Genomic DNA, 18,848 nt, shown 5'->3' on the forward strand with positions numbered 1-18,848 from the left:
ATTCCTTATGGATTATCATCAGGATGCGTAACAGTAATATCGATCTTGGCGTTATTGTGTTCTATGGGATCAGTCAAATCTGGGGGGCTGGCGTTTAGTCGCGCTTCAATTCGTAAGGCTTCCTGTTCAGTAACTTTTGTTTTAGCTTTTTTGTATTCGACTTCTGCTTCGTCCAATGCGGCTTTTGCATTTTGTTGTCTGATATCAGCATCCCTGCTTCTATCGATATAGTCCTCGCACAAATCGCACTCACCCAATTGACCGGTAATAATGGTTGAAGAGGTCGGTATCGTAATAACGGCGGATTGTTCTTTTGATTCCTCTTTAATTTTTTTGAGATTTAACTTCAAAACATTAACGTCGATAAGTTTATCAATAAAATCTACACTCTTCAGAGGGTATGCAACATATCCGCCTGTAAAGCCGAGCACTTCATTGATTACATAGTCAAAAAAGCCACTTTTAATTAATTCATAAGTTCTGTAATCGGTATTTTTGCTTGACCAGAGTGCTTGTTTATAATGTTCGAAGTTGCATTTAATGTGACAAATTAATCGTTCCAGTTCTACATTCGCATCGGCAATCTCGGTAATAGAAATAAAATCGGCGACTGTTTTGACATAAGTTGAAGTAGGGGAAGCTGGTGAAGTGCTTGATAAATTTTCATTCACTGCACCGGTTGGGGATAATTTTGTGTTTTTAAAGAATGACTGAGCCGCCTCAACATCATTATGCAATCCGGCGTCATCTCGAAGTGATAATAGTAAGGTTCCACCACCAGCCCCAAGGGCAGCACCTGCCGCAGCTCCAATGCCAGCACCTATTGCAGTTCCTATGCCGGGTTCAATCAAGGTGCCAATGATAGCTCCTGCTATAGCCGCTGCCTGTGTGCTTAAAAAGAACTCAACAATACCTGCCAGTAAATCCGCAGCATCATTGGGAACCCCAAAGGACTGAAAGAATTTGGCGATCTCTCCTGAAACCGGATCGAGAAATTGATAATCATTCTCGTCAACTTTGGCAAAAAAATCGATCATCGCTTTTTCAGCAGGCTTATTATCTTCCTTTGACTTTTTTAAGTCTTTTAATGCGTTCATAGCATCATTCTTAAGGGATAATGATATCAAATATAAGACATGTCTGGCACGATTGGGATGGTTCAAAAGTTCAATGATAAAATTGGTAACTTTGACAACCGTGTCATCGACTTTTGATAAATCCAATGTGTTTGCAAAATCAACAAAGGGTTTTTGCGAACCAATAATTTTATCAAAATCAGCGATAATATCTTTTCTATAGTCTGCAAATTCTTTTTCCAAATTTTGAGTTATTGCAGCGGAACCGGGTGCTGAACTATTCCCACTTTGAGCAAAGTCACCCTCAAGCAACTTTTTAACTTTATTGAATGAAGCAATTTTTTTTGCCGCTTCAAATCCAGGAAGGAATAGTTTATCTAATAAGGCACCCTTAAGAATATTTTCCTGGCATAAAATAAAGTTATAATCAATGCGTTTGGGGGTTAAAGGTTTATTTTCATAGCTTACTGAGTAAGGCAGTAGAATACAGGGGCGAATTGCCGATAATCGTGTGATTATTTTGTAATTAGAAATAATTTCGAAATAATTATATTGCACTGTATGGCATCTGTTCGTATTGGCAACAACACGGGTTTGTTTGTTTTCGATTCCAGAGTCTCTGGTTTCTTCAATTCTTACTTTTCTGTTTTGTTTAAAATTATTGGTAGTGCTAATAACACTTTCGACTGTGTTACTGATTGTATTTGAAACGTGCGGTTGGAGCTGAGAGGATATCCCGCCATCAGCACCTGCTTCAAGTGTGATTGGCGTATCAGGAATTTTAATGCTTCCGCCTTCGTGACCGTTAAGGTGCAATTGATTGTTGGCCGTAAGTTCGTCCAAAATTTGTTTTGTATCACGCTGGGTTAAGGTTGAACTCGATTTTAGTTCAAGTTCGGTAGCTAATTCATTTTCATTTTTAATAATGGATTTATCCCAGTAATGATACTCTAAAGTTACGGTTTCTCCGGGCGCTAGTTCTAATGTTTTTATTAATTCTCCCCGTGAATACCCAAGGTGATTCCACGCTTGTTCATAAGTCAAAAATAATCCGACTGAATATTTTGCAGAATAGGAAAAATAGGGTTGGAATAGTGAACTTGCCCCTATTGCCTTAGACAGCTTATCAGGATCAGATAAATCTTTTTTAGAAATCTGAATCGCGGGATGGATGTTATTAATAAACAATTTAGTTTGATCATCTGCAATATCGTTTATAAGTTGCTGGTAAAGTTTATGTACTTCGTTTTCATCAAATTTTGTTTTTTGCTTCGAATTTAAAATTTTATTGTGAATGAGTATTTGTATTTTTTCTGCTCTTCTATTTTTTGAAGATGGCTCAGGTAACAAACCAGAATTTATTTGTTTGATAATAGGAATATTGTCATGAAGATTTTCGGCAATTTTTTTGAAGACACTTTCTTTTTGCTTATCCGTCAAATTTCGAAAGGGCTGACAAGGATTAAAGTAGAGATTTTTTTTTCCACCTTTATCCTGCTTGATGATTGGGGAAATCTGACTATACCGAATGACAGACGGTTCCTTGTTTATAGCCAGCGTTGAATCACACCCCTCGAGTTGAGTAAAGGAAATGGCAAACTCTCCAGTTTTATCTCCATTTTTCATAAGATCTCCATATCTTAGACTGGATAAAGTTTATACTAAGATTAATTAATTATTGCACAAGTTTAAAAATATTGGCGAAGGGCAGAAAAATAGCCTGGTTGATGCAGAGCGACCATCGGGTTTCTTATAAGGCTCGCCCCCAATTACGCTTACTAGTTTTTTTAAAGACAATGCTACTTTGAAAGCTACCCCATTATTTTCAGACCCAAAACCATTCTGGCTCTCAATATAAGCAATATTGGCTGTTAATTTAGCCTTAATGATCATGATGTAGGATGTTTGTTTTTTGCATGTAGTGATTATTATGAAATCTATGGCGAGTATTTATGAACAAATTCAGGAAGACAAAAAATCTTATCAAGGGATTACCTTGTCCTATCAGGGGGCACACTATGGAGAAGCCAACTTTGATAAAAGTGGATATATTGATTTTAATTCAGATTTAAGCCCACTCGAAGCTTTTACTGAACGCTTCAAGAATATTGGAGCGTTAGTAATCAGATTTCATTTAGGGCAGGGGCAACGTGCTGGATTATTACAACAAGTCGCAAAATTTGATTACTCTAATAACCCTGTAGAGCGACCCGCCCACGGAAATGATGAGGTTGATATGTTCTTTGATGGCTCTGATGTCATGAGCTCCAAAGCGGTTGGCCAAGCTTTAGAATTTGCAAGTCACCTACCACTAGGTCGCTCAAAATTATTAAACGAAAGAGCGCAGCCTTTGGTGCATGTGAATAAACAAATGACTTATGGCGAACAAGCCCTATGGGATATTATTCACGCTCCAGTATGGAATGTTGGTCGAAATATGCGTTATGAACTGACCAAACAAGGATTCATTTATCTGGCTTGTCCTTCTACCGTTAGTCCTGTAGATAGAAGAGTTATCGACAAAGAGTTAAGAGAATCAGGAAAACCCGTTGACGTAGTATTTTCTAAATTTGATTTGAAGCCTGAAATTTCCCAAATAAGCAAGCTTGGCTTTTATATGGATGACAAGCAAGAATATACCAGCGAATCTAATGGACTTGCTATTTCTACACCTGAATATGAAAAATTTGCACCTTTAGGTTGGATTATTCACGCTCAAACAGGAGAAGTGTTGCCACAAGAAATAACCGAAGACATCATTCGCGTGACAGCAATTTCAGAAGGTGGGTTTTATGAAAAACGTTCTACACAACAAAAAATTTTACAAGCAGGTAACCTTGTTAATAGCAGTGGTTTAGGTTTGTTTATTCAAAACCAAGCCTTTAATGCGATGTATGTCATTTTTGATTACTTGCAAAAATACAATTTTGACCCACGACCATTACTAAGTTCTTCCTTATCTATTGCTTATAGTCGTATGCAAAAAGCCATAAAAGAAGATCCTTCCTGTGTGGATGATTTTCTGGTGGGGGCGTTGCAGGATGAAATGGTGCAGCCTTTACGTGTGAGTCAGCCGCGAAGTAAACGCACAGTCTTACCTATAAGGTTTACAAATAATTTTGAGGTGACTTATAACAACTTAAAGGCGATTGCTTATGCTTTTGATATGAAAGACAGCGCAAGCCAGCCTATCTTTCGAGCTTTTGATGAGGGTGAAATTATTAAGAGCCATGGTGATTTTATTGATGCTAAAGTTAATGGCTATTTGGTTAGCCCTTCTTTTAATACCAGCAGCCATGTTGCAGCCGTTTTGTCTACTGCCTTGTTAGTCGCAGAAGAAATGATACTGGAGCAATTATTACCAGAGGCACTTCATTCAAAGGACAAGAGTCATTTATTCAATCTCTTATCTGAGCTTTTAGACAAGGAAGCCGCTCAAAGAATAATTAACGAGTTAACTGTTGTTACAGAAAGTTTTCCCAAAGAAGATGGCAAGGTTATTACTGGTACTCAGTTTGATTATTGCGAACCTGTTTTACAGATTTTACGCAAAAATCTAGGTTTGAATAAATTACCTGAGTTAATTTGTCATCTTGCAAAACCCGGAGTTAGCACCGAAGAGGCAATTTCTCATTGTACTCCCAAGGAAGTTGAGCAATTAACCCATGGGTTAAAAATTTTGTATGGAATAGGTTTAAAATTACAAGAATCCCCCTTAACCAGTGCTGAATCAGCAGGATCAAGAGGAATCAATGCTGGGCTTCAACCCTTAATTGCTCACCTGGATCCCCTGTTGGCAAAGTCGTTAGGAATTCCTACGGACACTATTGTGAGAGCTGAAGTAAAACCTGTTGATAAAGAAAAAGCAAAAAGCAGAATATCAACTCAGGCTATTAGCAAATGTCCCTTCTTTGCTCCGAAGGCAAGTGTAAAAACTCAAAGAACCTCTACCTCCGAGTTAGAGATAGCTCACAAAACCGCTGCATCTGCAGTTCCTGTTCAGGATGAGAAAAGAGGTGATGAGCCAAAGTATCAACCTTCATTTTTTACTAAGTTATGGAATCATAAACAAGAAATTGGAATTGCAGTGACGGGAGCGGTTTGCCTTGCTGCAGGTCTTATCATTAGTTCTCAATCTTAATTACTAAAAGCAAGATAATAGGTTGCCTATAGCTTATTATCTTGCTCTTTATTCCAAACAGCGATGGTAGTTTAATTACTTGCTTATATATTGGTAAAAGATAACAACCTGCCCAATCAATATATTGGAGTTTTTTGCCAGGAGATAATTAAGCTAATCTAAAATGTTAAGTTAGATGCTAATCGTCTCAAATAATGGTAAAATTACATAAAAAACACAAATTGATTTAATTGTGATCATCGTGTTTGATGAGTTTTTGATGCAAACTGGTATCTCGATACATTTTTAACAAATTATGAATATGGTTTTTATTTCTCAAGATTCAGCTGGTAAAAGAGATTTTTACTCACTTTTCTGATGTTCAATCTGAAAAATACACGTATAAGAGAGGGCTAAAGCTCATTCGAGGTGAATTTGCAACGCAATTAAGTGTTAATTCTTTAAAATAGGTCAAGTGAGGCTGGGTCAATGTTAGAAGTAAAAAGTTTAAGTATGTTGTTTGGACCAAAATCTTTATTCCAGGATGTGAATTTGACCCTATTGTCTACACAACGCTATGGAGTAGTTGGTGCCAATGGTACTGGAAAGTCTACTTTTTTAAAAATATTGGCCGGCGAAGAACAAGCATCACATGGCACAGTTGAAAAAGCGAAAAATCATAAAATAGGTATTTTGAAGCAAGATCACTTCCGTTATGAAGAGGAGCGTCTTGTTGATGTGGTTATTCGTGGAAACGCCGTTTTGTGGGATGCGATTACCGAAAAAGAGAGCTTATATTCTAAAGAAACGTTTACCGAAGAAGATGGTTATCGCCTGAGCGAATTAGAAGAAATTGTGATGAATCAAGGTGGTTATGAAGCTGAGGCAACAGTAAAAAATTTATTGCTTGGTTTAGGTATTGCCGAAAAGTTTCATTATGGCCCATTGAGTGCTTTATCAGGTGGCTACAAATTACGTGTTTTATTGGCACAAGTTCTTTATCAACAACCAGACATTATGTTGCTCGATGAGCCAACCAACCACTTGGATATTATATCGATTGCATGGTTGGAAGAGTTCTTAAAAACATCATTTAAAGGACTATTGATTTTTATTTCTCATGATAAAAGTTTTCTCAATAATACATCTACCAATATACTCGACATTGATTATGATACGATTCTCGATTACCCGGGAAATTATGATAAATTTTGTTTTGCTAAAGAGGAACGATTGCGATTAAAACAAAGTGAGTTGAAGAACCAGGAAAAGCGAATTGAGGCATTGCAAGGTTTTGTTGATCGCTTTGGGGCAAAAGCAAGTAAAGCAAGTCAGGCGGCTTCGCGACAAAAAATGATAGACAGGATCGAGTTAGTTGAGATCAAAGAATCTAATATTTTCAAACCCTATTTTAATTTCCAGCAAAAGAAATCTTCTGGAAAACTGGTTGTTAAAGTAGAACAGTTGCACAAAAAATTTGATGAGCGCGTATTATTAAAAAATGTATCGGTTACCATTCAACGTGGCGATAAATGCGCCATTATTGGACCCAATGGTATTGGAAAATCGACTTTACTGAAAATATTATTAAGTGAAGTACACTCCGATCAGGGGCATTTTGAATGGAGTGATACGGTAACCATTGGTTATTTTGCTCAAGATTATCGAACCCAACTGGATCCAGAACAAACTATTTTGCAATGGATGGAAAATAATATAGCCGCACCCGGACAGGAAATCAGGAAAGTGCTTGGCCAGGTACTTTTTCGAGGGGCAGATGTTGATAAAAAAATTGGGGTATTAAGCGGTGGCGAGTCCGCTCGGTTAATTATGGCCAAATTAATTTTGGAGAAACATAACGTTTTAATATTTGACGAGCCAACCAACCATTTAGATCTCGAGTCGATAGATGCCCTAATCGAAGCAATTCAGCTGTTTCCTGGGACTGTATTATTTGTCAGTCACAATCGTTATTTTATAGATGACATTGCAACCAGGATCATTGTATTAACTGAACAATACGGGGTGCAGGAGTTTCTGGGTAATTACAATGATTATTTAGAGCAGTATGGAAAAGATTATCTTGCAACGGCGTAAATTGCTGGTAGCAAATTCATCCATCTGGATAGAAAAATTTAAATTTGATCTGACAAAACTTCTTAAAAAATCAAACGTGTGGGTTTGGGCATGTTGGCCCAAACCCACTTATCCTTAATTTAATTGCATCGCTGTTAACGTTGGTTCTTCCAATTTAGCCCCTTCTTTTTTAAGGGTTAAAAGTTGCTTGGTTACGTCATCTTGTTTGAGTCTGTGTTGCCAAATAAGGAGATGCGTTTTATCAGCTATTTCTTTTTTAATAGTACCAATTTGCTCAACAGTAAGTTCTTGTGTATGACGATAGTAAGCATAAAGTTGAGCACATATCTCTTCAATTTTTGCTTCATCACTTAGACTTTCATTTTCAGGTTGTAGGTGAAAATCTATTACACTACACAATGTGGTGCGTACATTGTTCATATGAAACGCGGACAAAAATGCACGATAAGAGACACTGTTGCGAATAAATCTGGGAAGACAGGAGTTTTGTAAACACCAAAAACCATCAAGTCTAATTACGTGAATAGGTACTTTATTTTTTAATGCTAGCTTGGCCGCGCCATTGTAGACTCTAGGTGGTTCTTGTTCTAACCTTGCAAAATTACCTTGCGGGAAAATAGCAACACAGCCTTTATTGTTAAGTATTTCACTTGCGAGTTCTAACGCGTCGGAATTAGCGGAGCGTCCATTATCATCTTTAGTTGCATGGGCTTTTACCGGTATAGTTTTAAACATCTTCATAAAAGAAGCTACCCCGGGTACTGCATTAAATGAATCTGTGGCAAAAAAACGAGGTGGGGTGCCTTTCATTTTTGAGGCAACCACAACGGCTTCCCAGCCAGTTCGATGGGGACCTAGTGCAAGGAGTTTACTTTCTGCATCAGGAATCTCTAAATCGCCACCTTTCGTATGCATCATGCGCGTCATACATACTAAAACACCGGCTATAATACGAGCCAAACGATTATCATAGTTAAGACGATTGTTAGATTCAGCAAACTTTACAAGCGCCATTGTCGCTACAACAACCCCAGTAAATAGGAGTAATAAAGTATAAGTACTCGATAGCGAGTCATCAGAATTGTTGAGGTCTAATTGGGAATCAAAGCCAGGCATGTAATTAACTCCTTTAAAAGACTAAATCGATTAAGAGTTAGCCGTCCAAAATTTGCTATAGTACCTTTAAAATTGAGGTTGTCAATTAAATGCCCAAATGAAGAGTTAAGCGATTCCCTAAGAAAAAAGCTGGCTTTACAGTAGGTTAGGTCATTTTGACCTAACAAATCATCTATACTTCAATACATGATCCTCTTTTAAGATATATCGCTGACAAGGAGATAGTTATGAGTATATCTAAGTTGGTTTATCCATTTTTGTCTATTTTTATCGTTGTTATTAGTGTTGCCTCTACAAACTGTTTCGCCGATCGTGGTTTCCGTGGGCCAGGTGGTGTTGGTGGCGTTGGTGGTGTTGGTGGCGTTGGTGGCGTTGGCGGCGTTGGTGGCGTTGGCGGTGTTGGTGGCGTTGGCGGTGTTGGTGGCGTAGGTGGTGTTGGTGGCGTAGGCGGTGTCGGTGGCGTAGGCGGTGTCGGTGGGGTGTATCATTATAATAATGAAAACGTTGATCATTACTATCCAAACAATGGTTGGGTTGCTCCGACAGTTATTCTCAATGGTTCAAGCAATTGCCAAACATGTGATTCTAATGGCAACTGCATCCAAAATCAGGGCTGCAATTAAATAGTAGGTTGGGTCATTTTGACCCAACAAAATTAAAATTGATTGCAAGAACAATCCAAAAACAATATAAGGATAGCTTAAGGAAATATAAAGCAGTCTAAATCATGGAATATCGAAGAGTAATCATACCTGGAGCGGTTTATTTCTTTACATTGAATTTAAAAAATAGAAATAGTGAATTACTAGTTAAAGAGATTGATAAGTTACGAATAGCCTTTCAACAAATAAAAAGAAAATACCCTTTTAAAATTAAAGGCATTGTCATTTTGCCCGAACACCTTCATATGATGATCCGTCTCCCAGCAGGAGATAGTAATTACTCACTTAGAATACGATTGATTAAAAGTGTTTTTACCCATCAACTTCATATTAATGAATCGATTGGTCCATCAAGAAGGAAACAAGGTGAACGAGGAATTTGGCAGCGACGATTTTGGGAGCATCTCATTCGCGATGAAAAAGATTATGAACATCATTTAAATTACATTCACTTTAATCCCGTAAAGCATGGTTATGTAAAACGTGCTTCAGATTGGCCTTATTCAAGTATACATCGCGACATTAAAGCAGGACTTTTAGAGGCAAATTGGGCATGTGTACATGATTTTAGCGAGAATTTATTTGGAGAGTGAGGGGCGTGGAATTTGTTGGGTCAAAATGACCCAACCTACTTGCTGGTCCGATATTTTATACAAGACTGGATCAATTAATATTTCAAACTCTTCTGTATTAACAATAAGATATCTTATAGATTTAGATTTTGTGTCCCAATGCAATGCAGTAGTAATTTCCATGATAATCTCAAAATTCCATTTATTATATAAATATAGTCTATAAATATGCCTAAAGGTCTATTATTGGTAATAGTGGTTAAATGGCGGTCTATCCTATGGGATCTATAATGAGGATTTTATTCAAACTTTAAAGTTGAGTTTTTCATATTTCTAAGCTTTAATTTTACTTGGGTGGTACAAATTAAATTTCCATTGTCTATCTGCGATGGTTATTCTTAAGATTACTATTATCTATTACTCGCTCATTGCTACTAGTTATTATGGGTGACGCTAAATTATAAAAGAAAAATTATTACCACCCATTAATTTTCGGGCGATCTATATGGACAAAATTTCATTTAAAGACTGCCTTACGGTTAAAGATTTATCCAGATTTTTGGGTATGGATTACTCTCAGCTATCCTCCATGATTTATCCAAGTACAAGCTCTTTGTATATAACTTTTATTATTCCTAAAAAAAGCGGATCTGACAGAATAATAGATGCTCCTAAAGCAAAACTTAAGTCTATCCAGAGAGCTTTGGTTAAAGAGTTTAATCAAATCTATTTGCCTAGAATTAATGCGCACGGATTTATTTGTAAAAGAAGCATTATTACAAATGCTAAACATCACATAAATAAAAAATATGTTTTCAATTTGGATTTAAAAGATTTTTTCCCCTCTATCCATTTTGGGAGGGTAAGAAATCTATTTATGAGTAATTTATTTTCATTTACTTATGAGGTGGCTACTGTTCTAGCTCATATTTGTTGCCATAATGGAAGATTGCCTCAAGGAGCGCCCACGTCGCCTGTTTTAACTAATATGATTGCTTTCAAATTAGATAATGAGTTACTGAAATTATCCATTGAAAATAAATGCTCTTTTACTAGGTACGTAGATGATCTAACTTTTTCATTTTCCTGTCAGAAAAATAAATTACCCCCTGATATCATCTGCTTGAATGGGGATGAGAATATTACTCCAGGGAATAAGTTGCAAAAGATAATAGAAAAAAATGGCTTTGAAATTAATTTGAGTAAATGTCGATTGCATCATGTTACACAAAGTCAAAAAGTTACGGGTATAGTTGTAAATAATAAAACTAATGTACAACGTGGTTTTATTAATAAAACTCGATCTATGCTTTATGCTTGGGAAAGATTTGGTTTAGAGGCAGGAGCCAAAGAATATATCACCAGTTATTTAGAAAAAGACTATGGAACATACGATAAAAAAAGAATTCTTTCTGAACCATCAGCATATTTTAATTTAGTCATAAAAGGTCGAATTAACTATATTGGCATGGTAAGAGGCAATCAAGATAGTATCTATAAAAAGCTGCTTTATAAGTACAGTGTTCTTAATGGCGAGCCCGATGAAAATCTGAAAAAAACTTCAAATGATATTCTCGCAGATAGTATATTCATTGTTGAGCATAGTATAGAAGGTACTCAGGGAACAGCTTTTCTAGTCGACAAATTAGGCTTGGTTACTGTTTGGCATGTTGTAGAGGGAGTAACGAGTGAAACCAGTTGTTTTTTAGATTTTTTTAGATTTTATGATAGTGACATTAAGAGAAAGGCGGTTCTACATAATTCTTCTAAAAGCAAAGATTTGGCAATTTTTAAGTTTAGCAACAATTTTCAAGGCATAGTCCCGCTTAAGTTGGGGGATAGTGCTAAATTAAAACAAGGTGATGAAATCAAATTAATAGGTTTTCCAAGTTACAATATAGGTGATCACTATCATTGTAATATGGGAAAGATTACTCAAAGGAAAAAAGTTCTTGGCATAAATGTGTGGTTAATCGATATTCCGATAACTCATGGAATCAGTGGTGGACCTGTATTAAATAGTAATGATGAAGTTATTGGAATCGCAACGGTAGGATCTGAAAAGCATGATAGCACAACTATAAGCCATGGCTTTATTCCTATAGCAGATGCCTTAAAATTATTGTGAATAGTTGTCTATTGTTATTTCTGAGTGCCCCATCAGTGCCCCTCAGAGGTCTTCAACTTTTTCGAACTACACGTAACTACTTGATTTTATTGGTGGGCCCACTAGGACTTGAACCTAGGACCAACGGATTATGAGTCTGTAAAATAGGGGTTTTAGCGCGTTTTATCAAATTTTAAATTCTTTCAAAAACCTTTTAAAATCAACGTTTATAAGCCATAATTTGCCATATTGAAATTTATTTAGTTTTAAATAAAGTGTCTACATGGCGTCTACATGGAATTTTAGGGGTAAATTATGGCAGAAGCTGAAAAGGGTATTAAATTAACCAAAACCATCGTTGATAAACTCGAACATATCGCTGGAAAAACTCAAACTTTTTATCGTGATAATGATTTAAAGGGCTTTGCTTTAAGAATTACTTCCGGTGGTGTCAAAAGCTTTATCGTAGAAACCAGAATCAACGGCAAAGTAAAAAGAGTCACTATAGGAAAATACGGTAATTTAACGGTTGAAGAAGCCAGAAAGCAAGCCAAGAGTCTGTTGGGTAGTGTGGCCAGAGGTGATGATCCGATAGCGGAGAAGAAAACTAAAAAAGTTCATGCCATGACCTTACAGCAGGTATTGAATGACTACCTCAAAGCAAGAAAAGATTTAAAGCCACGCACCTTAAACGATTATCAATGTGTGCTGCATGAAGTCGTGCCTGACTGGCTTGATAAACCCTTGGTGAATATTACACGAGAGATGATTGCCAAACGACATAGCAAGCATGGTCAGGCAAATAGTAAAGCTCGCGCTAATAATGCCATGAGGGTATTAAGAGCTATTTTTAATTACGCCATGTATGAATATCAAGACGGCAATGGTCATCCAATTATCACCATTAACCCAGTCAAATACCTCTCGCATACCCGTGCATGGTATCGAGTAGATCGAAAACAAACAGTCATCAAACCCCATCAACTAGCTGACTGGTATAAAGCAGTTATTGTATTGGTGGAGACTGATAACTATCGCAACGCCTTATTGTGGCATGATTATTTTTTATTGCTCTTATTCACCGGCATGCGAAAAATGGAGGCAGCCTCTTTGCGCTGGGAAGATATTGATCTCAAATCCAAAACCATCACTCTGCAAGATACCAAAAACCACGAAATCCACACCTTGCCTATGTCTGACTTTGTTTATGAGTTGATGGAACGCAGAAGCCGGAATAAAACCACTGAATTTGTTTTCCCAGCTGAAAGTAAAACGGGTTATATCTATGAGCCTAAAAAGGCGGTGAATAGGGTGGTGGAATTATCAGGTGTTCCATTTACTTTGCATGATCTGAGAAGAACATTCGCTACTGTTGCTGATAGCCTTGATTTACCTGCTTATGCTTTGAAGCGATTACTCAACCATAAAATGAACAATGATGTTACAGCGGGGTACATCATGAAAGACGTTGAACGGTTGAGGAAACCCATGCAACAAGTAACCAATTTTATACTTGAGCATATGATGGAGACGGCTGAGTTATGAATATTAATGAACTAATAGAGCGCTGGACTTTGGGTATGAGGATCATTTTCGAACTTAATTTTGTCACGTTTTATATTATAATTCGTGACAAAAAAGTAATAAAATTATGACAGCGATTATTTAATCAAGAAGCGAGAAGGGTATTGCCCAAAGATTATCCCCAAATGACAAACATTTATCTCCACTATATAGAACTATCCCGCTTACCCAATTTTTATCAGCTATATTAGCCAGCTTTCTCAAACCACGGAAATCTTGATTAAGAATCGTTTGACTTGCTTTAACTTCAATACCAATAATCTTGCGTGCATGATTTTCAATAATAAAATCCACTTCCACTTGGTCTTTGTCACGATAGTAATAAATATTCCATGGCTCATCTGTTAGAGTACACATTTTTAATAATTCGCTATACACCCAAGTTTCTAGTAAGGCCCCAAAAGATGATCTATCCGTTTCGATGCTCTCGGGTGAAATTCTATTTAGACAAGCTAGAAGACCACTATCAATAAAATGAATTTTTGGTGATTTAACGATTCTGTTTAGGTTATTATCGTGCCAAGGTTTTAATTGATCTACTAAGAATAGCGTTTCAAGCAAGCTAACATATTTTTGTGCCGTTTTAGTATCTAAATTTAATTGACCACCAATCTGAGTAAAATTGGTCAGTTTACCTGACTGTTGAGCCAGTACTTCGAGTAAACGAGGCATTTCAACTAATTTTTCAATTGATGAGATATCTTTAACATCGCGCTCTACTATTGCTTTTATATATGATCTAGCCCAAGCACTTCGTCTTTCGAAGGTTGGTCTCGTTAACATTTCTGGATATCCTCCAGTAAGAGCTTGCGAAATAACATCATAATGCTCTGAATGTATGGTTTTTGTAGGCCAAGACTGATTTTGAGCATACTTTATAAAATGATTTTCTCGGCGTTGAATTTCAGCTAAAGACAGTGGGAATAGGGTTAATATTTCCATACGACCCGCCAGGCTATCTCCAACTTGAGGTAATGCGAGTAGATTAGCTGATCCAGTTAATAAAAAACGACCGGGCTGTCTATTTTGGTCAATTGATAGTTTTATCGCACGCAGTAATTCTGGTGCTCGTTGAATTTCATCGATGATTGCTTTGTCAATTCTATTAACAAAACCAATGGGATCTTGTTTTGCTGCATTGAGTATATTGTCATCATCTAAAGTATAGTAAGGCAATGAGGGTGAGTATTCTTTGACTAAAGTTGTCTTTCCTGATTGCCGGGGCCCGTTAATTAAAACAACTGGTGTATCTTTCATGGCAATTTCCATTCGACTTTTAAGTTGTCTTGGAAAATTATTGTTGTTCATTTTCAATGAGGTATCCTAAATTTCGTCTAATATGGATTATGATTCCGTCCATTATGGATTATAGGTTCGTCCAAAATGGATTATAAGTCCGTCTAATATGGATTATATGTTCGTCCAAAATGGATTGCAAACACATTTAGTTCAATTAAAAAATACTTGGGGCGAAAGGGACAAGTGGGGCATCCGCGTCATTACTGGGCTAGACACGTCCCCATCTTATTTTGGAACCATGGGACGTATGGGACACCTTCATTTTTAAAGAGATTTTCAATATCAATCAATATCATTTGATAACACCTCTTTTAATTCGAGCTTTTTTGCTTGACAGAGTTTTAGCAAACCAGCAATACTCTGGTCGAGCTTGAAGTTAAAGCCAGACCTGCTAACCATTCCTAATGGGCAGGAAAGAGTAGCAAGCATTGCTCAACTGTTTAATACAGTGTGCTGTGTTTGTTAAATAATATTAATCAAAGGATTGCATAATGAAAAATACATTAAAAAGTCAGCTTTATGCTGAATGTATTATGAAACGGAGGTATTCATGTCTTCACCAAAAACATCTCGGTTACACCTATTAAATGAATTTGAGTTAGCCCCCCAATCAGCTCTCTTTAATCAACACACCATTGCCGCAGTTCTTAGTTGTTCTACTCACTTGCTTGAACGTAATCGTTGGGCTGGTGGCGGTGTCCCCTACATCAAAATTGGTCGTAAAGTTCTATATCGCAAAAGCGATGTACTCGAATATATTCAACAGAAAATTTATAGCTCAACAAGTCAACAAAGCTATTCATAGCACACATCAACTTGTCTGGAAGTAAATATCAGCAAAGGTTGCCTTGTGTCGTCTTTGCAAGCATATGTTGGAGAATATTATGAGCAACAATCAAATCATCGCCTTTGATGTAAAAGTCAAACAAGCCGACCACCAATCGCAAATAACCTACTGTGACTATGCCGGTGGCAAGTTTCAGATAAACAATAAAGGCGTATTTTATTTGGGTAGGGATAAAGATAGCAATGAACTTGCACCACGGTGGATCTGTTCGCCACTGTACGTAACTGCAAAAACGCGTGATGCGCATAATGGCGAATGGGGTCGCTTATTAGAATGGCAGGATGATGATGGTATAACACACCAATGGGCAATGCCACTGGCCTTATTGCAAGGGGATGCCTCAGAAGTACGGCGTGAGTTAGTTCGATTAGGTTTAACCATTTCGCCAGGCCATCATGCACGGGATTTATTAACATCTTACGTGCAAGTCTTTCCAGTAGAAGCGCGAGCACGTTGTGTAGATAAGCTGGGTTGGCATAACAAAGTATTTGTTACACCTAAGCAAGCTATTGGCCAATCGGAAGAAAAAATCGTTTTTCAAAATACCAATGCCATTGAATCATCACTATCAACCTCAGGGAGTGCTGAAGAATGGAAAAACTCTATAGGCAAGCTTGCCATAGGTAATTCAAGACTGGTGTTTGCTATTGCCAGTGCCTTTGCTCCAACCATTGCAAGACTTGCTGGTGAAGACTCTGGTGGTTTTCATTTTCGGGGTGCTTCATCTTCTGGAAAAAGCACGGCACTGAATGTGGCTGCCTCGGTATGGGGTAAGCCAAATTCATATATACGCTTATGGCGTGCCACTGCTAATGGCTTAGAGGGATTGGCTGCAATGCATAACGATGGCTTATTGATTCTTGATGAGCTCAGCCAGCTTGATCCTAGCGAGGCGGGTGAAGCTGCTTATCTGCTTGCAAATGGGCAAGGTAAAAATAGAGCTTCAAAGTTAGGTACGATCAAAGCAACGAATAAGTGGGCTTTGATATTTCTATCAGCAGGTGAAGAGTCTCTTGCTACCTTAATGGCACGAATTGGCAGGCGTTGTAATGCAGGGCAAGAAATTCGCTTAGCGGATATTGAAGCTGACGCGGGTTGCGGCATGGGATTATTTGAAACCTTACATCAACAACTAAGCCCAGCTAGCCTTGCGCTCACGCTTAAGAACTATTCAAGCAAGTATTATGGAGCAGTGGGGGAAGCATGGCTACAGTTTGTGGTCACAAACCAAGATGTTCTTGCTCGGTTGCTTAACCAAGGGATTCAGCAGTTTGTCGATACGGTTATCGATTCGGATGTAACCGGTCAAGTCATCCGCGTTGCCAGACGTTTTGCTTTGGTGGGCGCGGCGGGTGAGCTTGCTACCCAATTTAATCTGACTGGTTGGCAGAAAGGTGAATCCTACGCCGCGGCAAAGAAATGCTTTAAAGCATGGTTGCTTGCTTTTGGTGATAAGGGTAATCGAGAAGACCGTGCCATTAAAGCGCAGGTAAGGGCATTCTTTGAGCTGCATGGTGCGAGCCGGTTTGATAACGCTAACGCTCCCAATAATGAGAAAGTAGTTAATCGAGCAGGCTTTTATAGAACTGATGATCAAGGTTTTCGCCGCTTTATGGTATTGACTGAAGTGTATAAAAATGAGCTTTGTCAGGGCTTTGATCAACGCACAGTAACCAAAATATTATTAGAGTGTGGTTGGCTGGTTCCAACCAATGATGGTAAGGCATCCCACAAGCCAAGAATCAAAGGGGTAGGTACGCCACGGTTGTATGTCTTCTCTAATAAAGTACTGGATGCTGAATAGTTAATTATTTGGGCACTTTTTGGGAGGATTTTATGTTTTATACATTGAGCACCGCAGGTGCGAATAAGCTAAGTGAATTAGGTAACCTGCTTGCAGGTTAGCTAACTTCACCTATCTTGCCCTGCATTTTGAAATTTATTTTGGAATCGTATTTTGGTAATTATTCGTAATTGTTCGTTATGTAACGATTAGTAACGAAAATAATCATGAATAAACGGAAATAAATAATAAATTACCGAAAATTACCAAAAAGGGCTTAGTCAGAGACATAAAAGGTCGAAAATAAATAAAAATAAACGTAACTACTCCCCCTACGCCCCGCTGCTTGTCAGCGGGGTCCAGAGTTCTTAATTAGAGCGCATGGATCCCGCTGACAAGCAGCGGGACGTAGGTAGTGAGAAACTAAACTCAACGGATTGGATAACCAGCAATATGGAGACAATGCCATGAAAAAATCCTTAACAGAAAATTTAATGGCTTCTAAACAGAGCCCACAAAGAACAAACACTAGAAAAAATAAAGTGGCATTTCTGGCTATGCGCCAAGACATTTCCGAAGCCTTGGAAAAAGGGTGGTCGATTACAATCATTTGGGAAACACTTAGGGATGAGGGGAGTTTTTCAGCAACGTATAATACATTCCGGTTATATGTATTGAAATACTTGAATAGTCAAAAGTCCGGGTATTCACAAAAGGATGTCAACGTTCAGTAACAGAAGAGACTGTTCATAAATCAGGACAAAGAGAAAAGCCGACCACCATAACTTCATTTAGCTTTAATTCGTCACCTAATTTAAAGGAATTATTATGATGATGAAATGCATTTTTATTGATTGATATAGTATCCAATAAGTCCCACATGCCCCACCTTCATGGCGAAGGGGGGGGAGTGATAAAACCTAGCAGTAATACGCCTGCCCCAGATGTCCCCTTTGTCCCCGAGATATTGGCTAACATGTTTATGTGAATTTATTTTCTTGATGATAAATGTTAATCAATCGGGTCTGAGCATATTGATTTAGTTATCTTTTTGATAATGAACTAAGTACTTTAGGGGCAAGACTTGAAATTTGAATTATAAATACACAAAAGGAGATATTCGCTTGAAAACTCACAATTCAAGGTCTATCACCGTTATCCCTGTGCTATATTTATTTTAGAAATTAATGAATTATAAGATAAGGATCATCTTATATGGCGGCCGATCCTCAGGAATTATGGATATATACAGAGTTTTTAAATGTTTATAGGGATTATGTATTATATCTTCAACAAATGGGCATTCTTTTAATCACAGCAATCTCTGTTATCTTTTTTAAGAACCGTAAAAATCAGAATTGTCCTTTTTACCTTACTATATACACCGCGTTCTTACTAGCAATAGTAAATTTATTTGTGGGGTTGTGTGTGTATAGCAATATCCTAGGTTTGATTTTAGATGCCTCCCAGAAGTTACCAGATTTAACCTCCCTGAAATTTGGTGTGTATTGGCAGTTTGGACTTGAGATAACCTCATTAATTGTTTTTGTAGTATCGATATTTTTTATCAAAAAGGAAAAGTAAA

Annotated in this window: 14 protein-coding genes; 10 read left to right on the forward strand and 4 right to left on the reverse strand. The window is 37.5% G+C overall.

The genetic code is table 11. The annotated features are described in order from the left end of the window. Window positions 1-5: 5 nt before the first annotated feature. Complete coding sequence (locus PXX05_RS00940) at window positions 6-2,702, reverse strand: hypothetical protein (RefSeq protein WP_275089185.1); 2,697 nt, start codon at window positions 2,700-2,702, stop codon at window positions 6-8. Window positions 2,703-3,006: 304 nt separating this feature from the next. Here PXX05_RS00940 and ceg17 point away from each other — a divergent pair, with 304 nt between their 5' ends. Next, window positions 3,007-5,217: a Dot/Icm T4SS effector Ceg17 gene (gene ceg17 / locus PXX05_RS00945; RefSeq protein WP_275089186.1), complete on the forward strand. Its 2,211-nt coding sequence runs from the start codon at window positions 3,007-3,009 to the stop codon at window positions 5,215-5,217. 468 nt (window positions 5,218-5,685) lie between these two features. Continuing rightward, window positions 5,686-7,293 (forward strand): ABC-F family ATP-binding cassette domain-containing protein, encoded by a 1,608-nt coding sequence (locus tag PXX05_RS00950; RefSeq protein WP_275089187.1) that lies wholly within the window; start codon window positions 5,686-5,688, stop codon window positions 7,291-7,293. Window positions 7,294-7,407: 114 nt separating this feature from the next. On the opposite strand, the gene PXX05_RS00955 is transcribed toward PXX05_RS00950, so the two are convergent. Beyond that, window positions 7,408-8,409 (reverse strand): lysophospholipid acyltransferase family protein, encoded by a 1,002-nt coding sequence (locus PXX05_RS00955; RefSeq protein ID WP_275089188.1) that lies wholly within the window; start codon window positions 8,407-8,409, stop codon window positions 7,408-7,410. Window positions 8,410-8,636: 227 nt separating this feature from the next. Here PXX05_RS00955 and PXX05_RS00960 point away from each other — a divergent pair, with 227 nt between their 5' ends. The 4 genes from PXX05_RS00960 to PXX05_RS00975 all read left to right on the forward strand — a co-directional run bounded on the left by PXX05_RS00960 (window position 8,637) and on the right by PXX05_RS00975 (window position 13,295). Next, window positions 8,637-9,032 carry a hypothetical protein gene (locus tag PXX05_RS00960; RefSeq protein WP_275089189.1) on the forward strand — a complete coding sequence of 132 codons (396 nt, stop codon included), beginning with the start codon at window positions 8,637-8,639 and terminating at the stop codon, window positions 9,030-9,032. Window positions 9,033-9,136: 104 nt separating this feature from the next. Beyond that, a complete protein-coding gene (locus PXX05_RS00965) occupies window positions 9,137-9,664 on the forward strand; it encodes an REP-associated tyrosine transposase (protein ID WP_275089190.1) in 528 nt (175 codons plus the stop codon). Window positions 9,665-10,148: 484 nt separating this feature from the next. Continuing rightward, window positions 10,149-11,771 carry a trypsin-like peptidase domain-containing protein gene (locus PXX05_RS00970; RefSeq protein ID WP_275089191.1) on the forward strand — a complete coding sequence of 541 codons (1,623 nt, stop codon included), beginning with the start codon at window positions 10,149-10,151 and terminating at the stop codon, window positions 11,769-11,771. A 294-nt stretch (window positions 11,772-12,065) separates the two neighbouring features. Then, entirely contained in the window at window positions 12,066-13,295 is a 1,230-nt protein-coding gene (locus PXX05_RS00975; protein WP_275089192.1) for a tyrosine-type recombinase/integrase, read from the forward strand. A 120-nt stretch (window positions 13,296-13,415) separates the two neighbouring features. Here the strand turns inward: PXX05_RS00975 and PXX05_RS00980 are convergent, their stop codons facing one another. Next, complete coding sequence (locus PXX05_RS00980; protein WP_275089193.1) at window positions 13,416-14,603, reverse strand: ATP-binding protein; 1,188 nt, start codon at window positions 14,601-14,603, stop codon at window positions 13,416-13,418. A gap of 580 nt (window positions 14,604-15,183) precedes the next feature. Between PXX05_RS00980 and PXX05_RS00985 the strand changes: the two genes are divergently transcribed. The 3 genes from PXX05_RS00985 (at window position 15,184) to PXX05_RS00995 (ending at window position 17,997) form a co-directional block, all read left to right on the forward strand. Next, window positions 15,184-15,438 (forward strand): MerR family transcriptional regulator, encoded by a 255-nt coding sequence (locus PXX05_RS00985; RefSeq protein ID WP_275089194.1) that lies wholly within the window; start codon window positions 15,184-15,186, stop codon window positions 15,436-15,438. Window positions 15,439-15,517: 79 nt separating this feature from the next. Continuing rightward, on the forward strand, window positions 15,518-17,284 hold the full coding sequence (locus PXX05_RS00990; RefSeq protein WP_275089195.1) for a DUF927 domain-containing protein: 1,767 nt from the start codon (window positions 15,518-15,520) through the stop codon (window positions 17,282-17,284). A 446-nt stretch (window positions 17,285-17,730) separates the two neighbouring features. Then, entirely contained in the window at window positions 17,731-17,997 is a 267-nt protein-coding gene (locus tag PXX05_RS00995) for a TraK family protein (protein WP_230305622.1), read from the forward strand. 13 nt (window positions 17,998-18,010) lie between these two features. Here the strand turns inward: PXX05_RS00995 and PXX05_RS01000 are convergent, their stop codons facing one another. Continuing rightward, entirely contained in the window at window positions 18,011-18,145 is a 135-nt protein-coding gene (locus PXX05_RS01000) for a hypothetical protein (protein WP_275089196.1), read from the reverse strand. 333 nt (window positions 18,146-18,478) lie between these two features. Here PXX05_RS01000 and PXX05_RS01005 point away from each other — a divergent pair, with 333 nt between their 5' ends. Next, the gene (locus tag PXX05_RS01005) at window positions 18,479-18,847 is read left to right on the forward strand and encodes a hypothetical protein (RefSeq protein WP_275089197.1); all 369 of its coding nucleotides are present in this window, start codon (window positions 18,479-18,481) and stop codon (window positions 18,845-18,847) included. Window position 18,848 lies beyond the last annotated feature (1 nt).

It is taken from the genome of Legionella cardiaca, assembly GCF_029026145.1.
GTDB lineage: Bacteria > Pseudomonadota > Gammaproteobacteria > Legionellales > Legionellaceae > Tatlockia > Tatlockia cardiaca.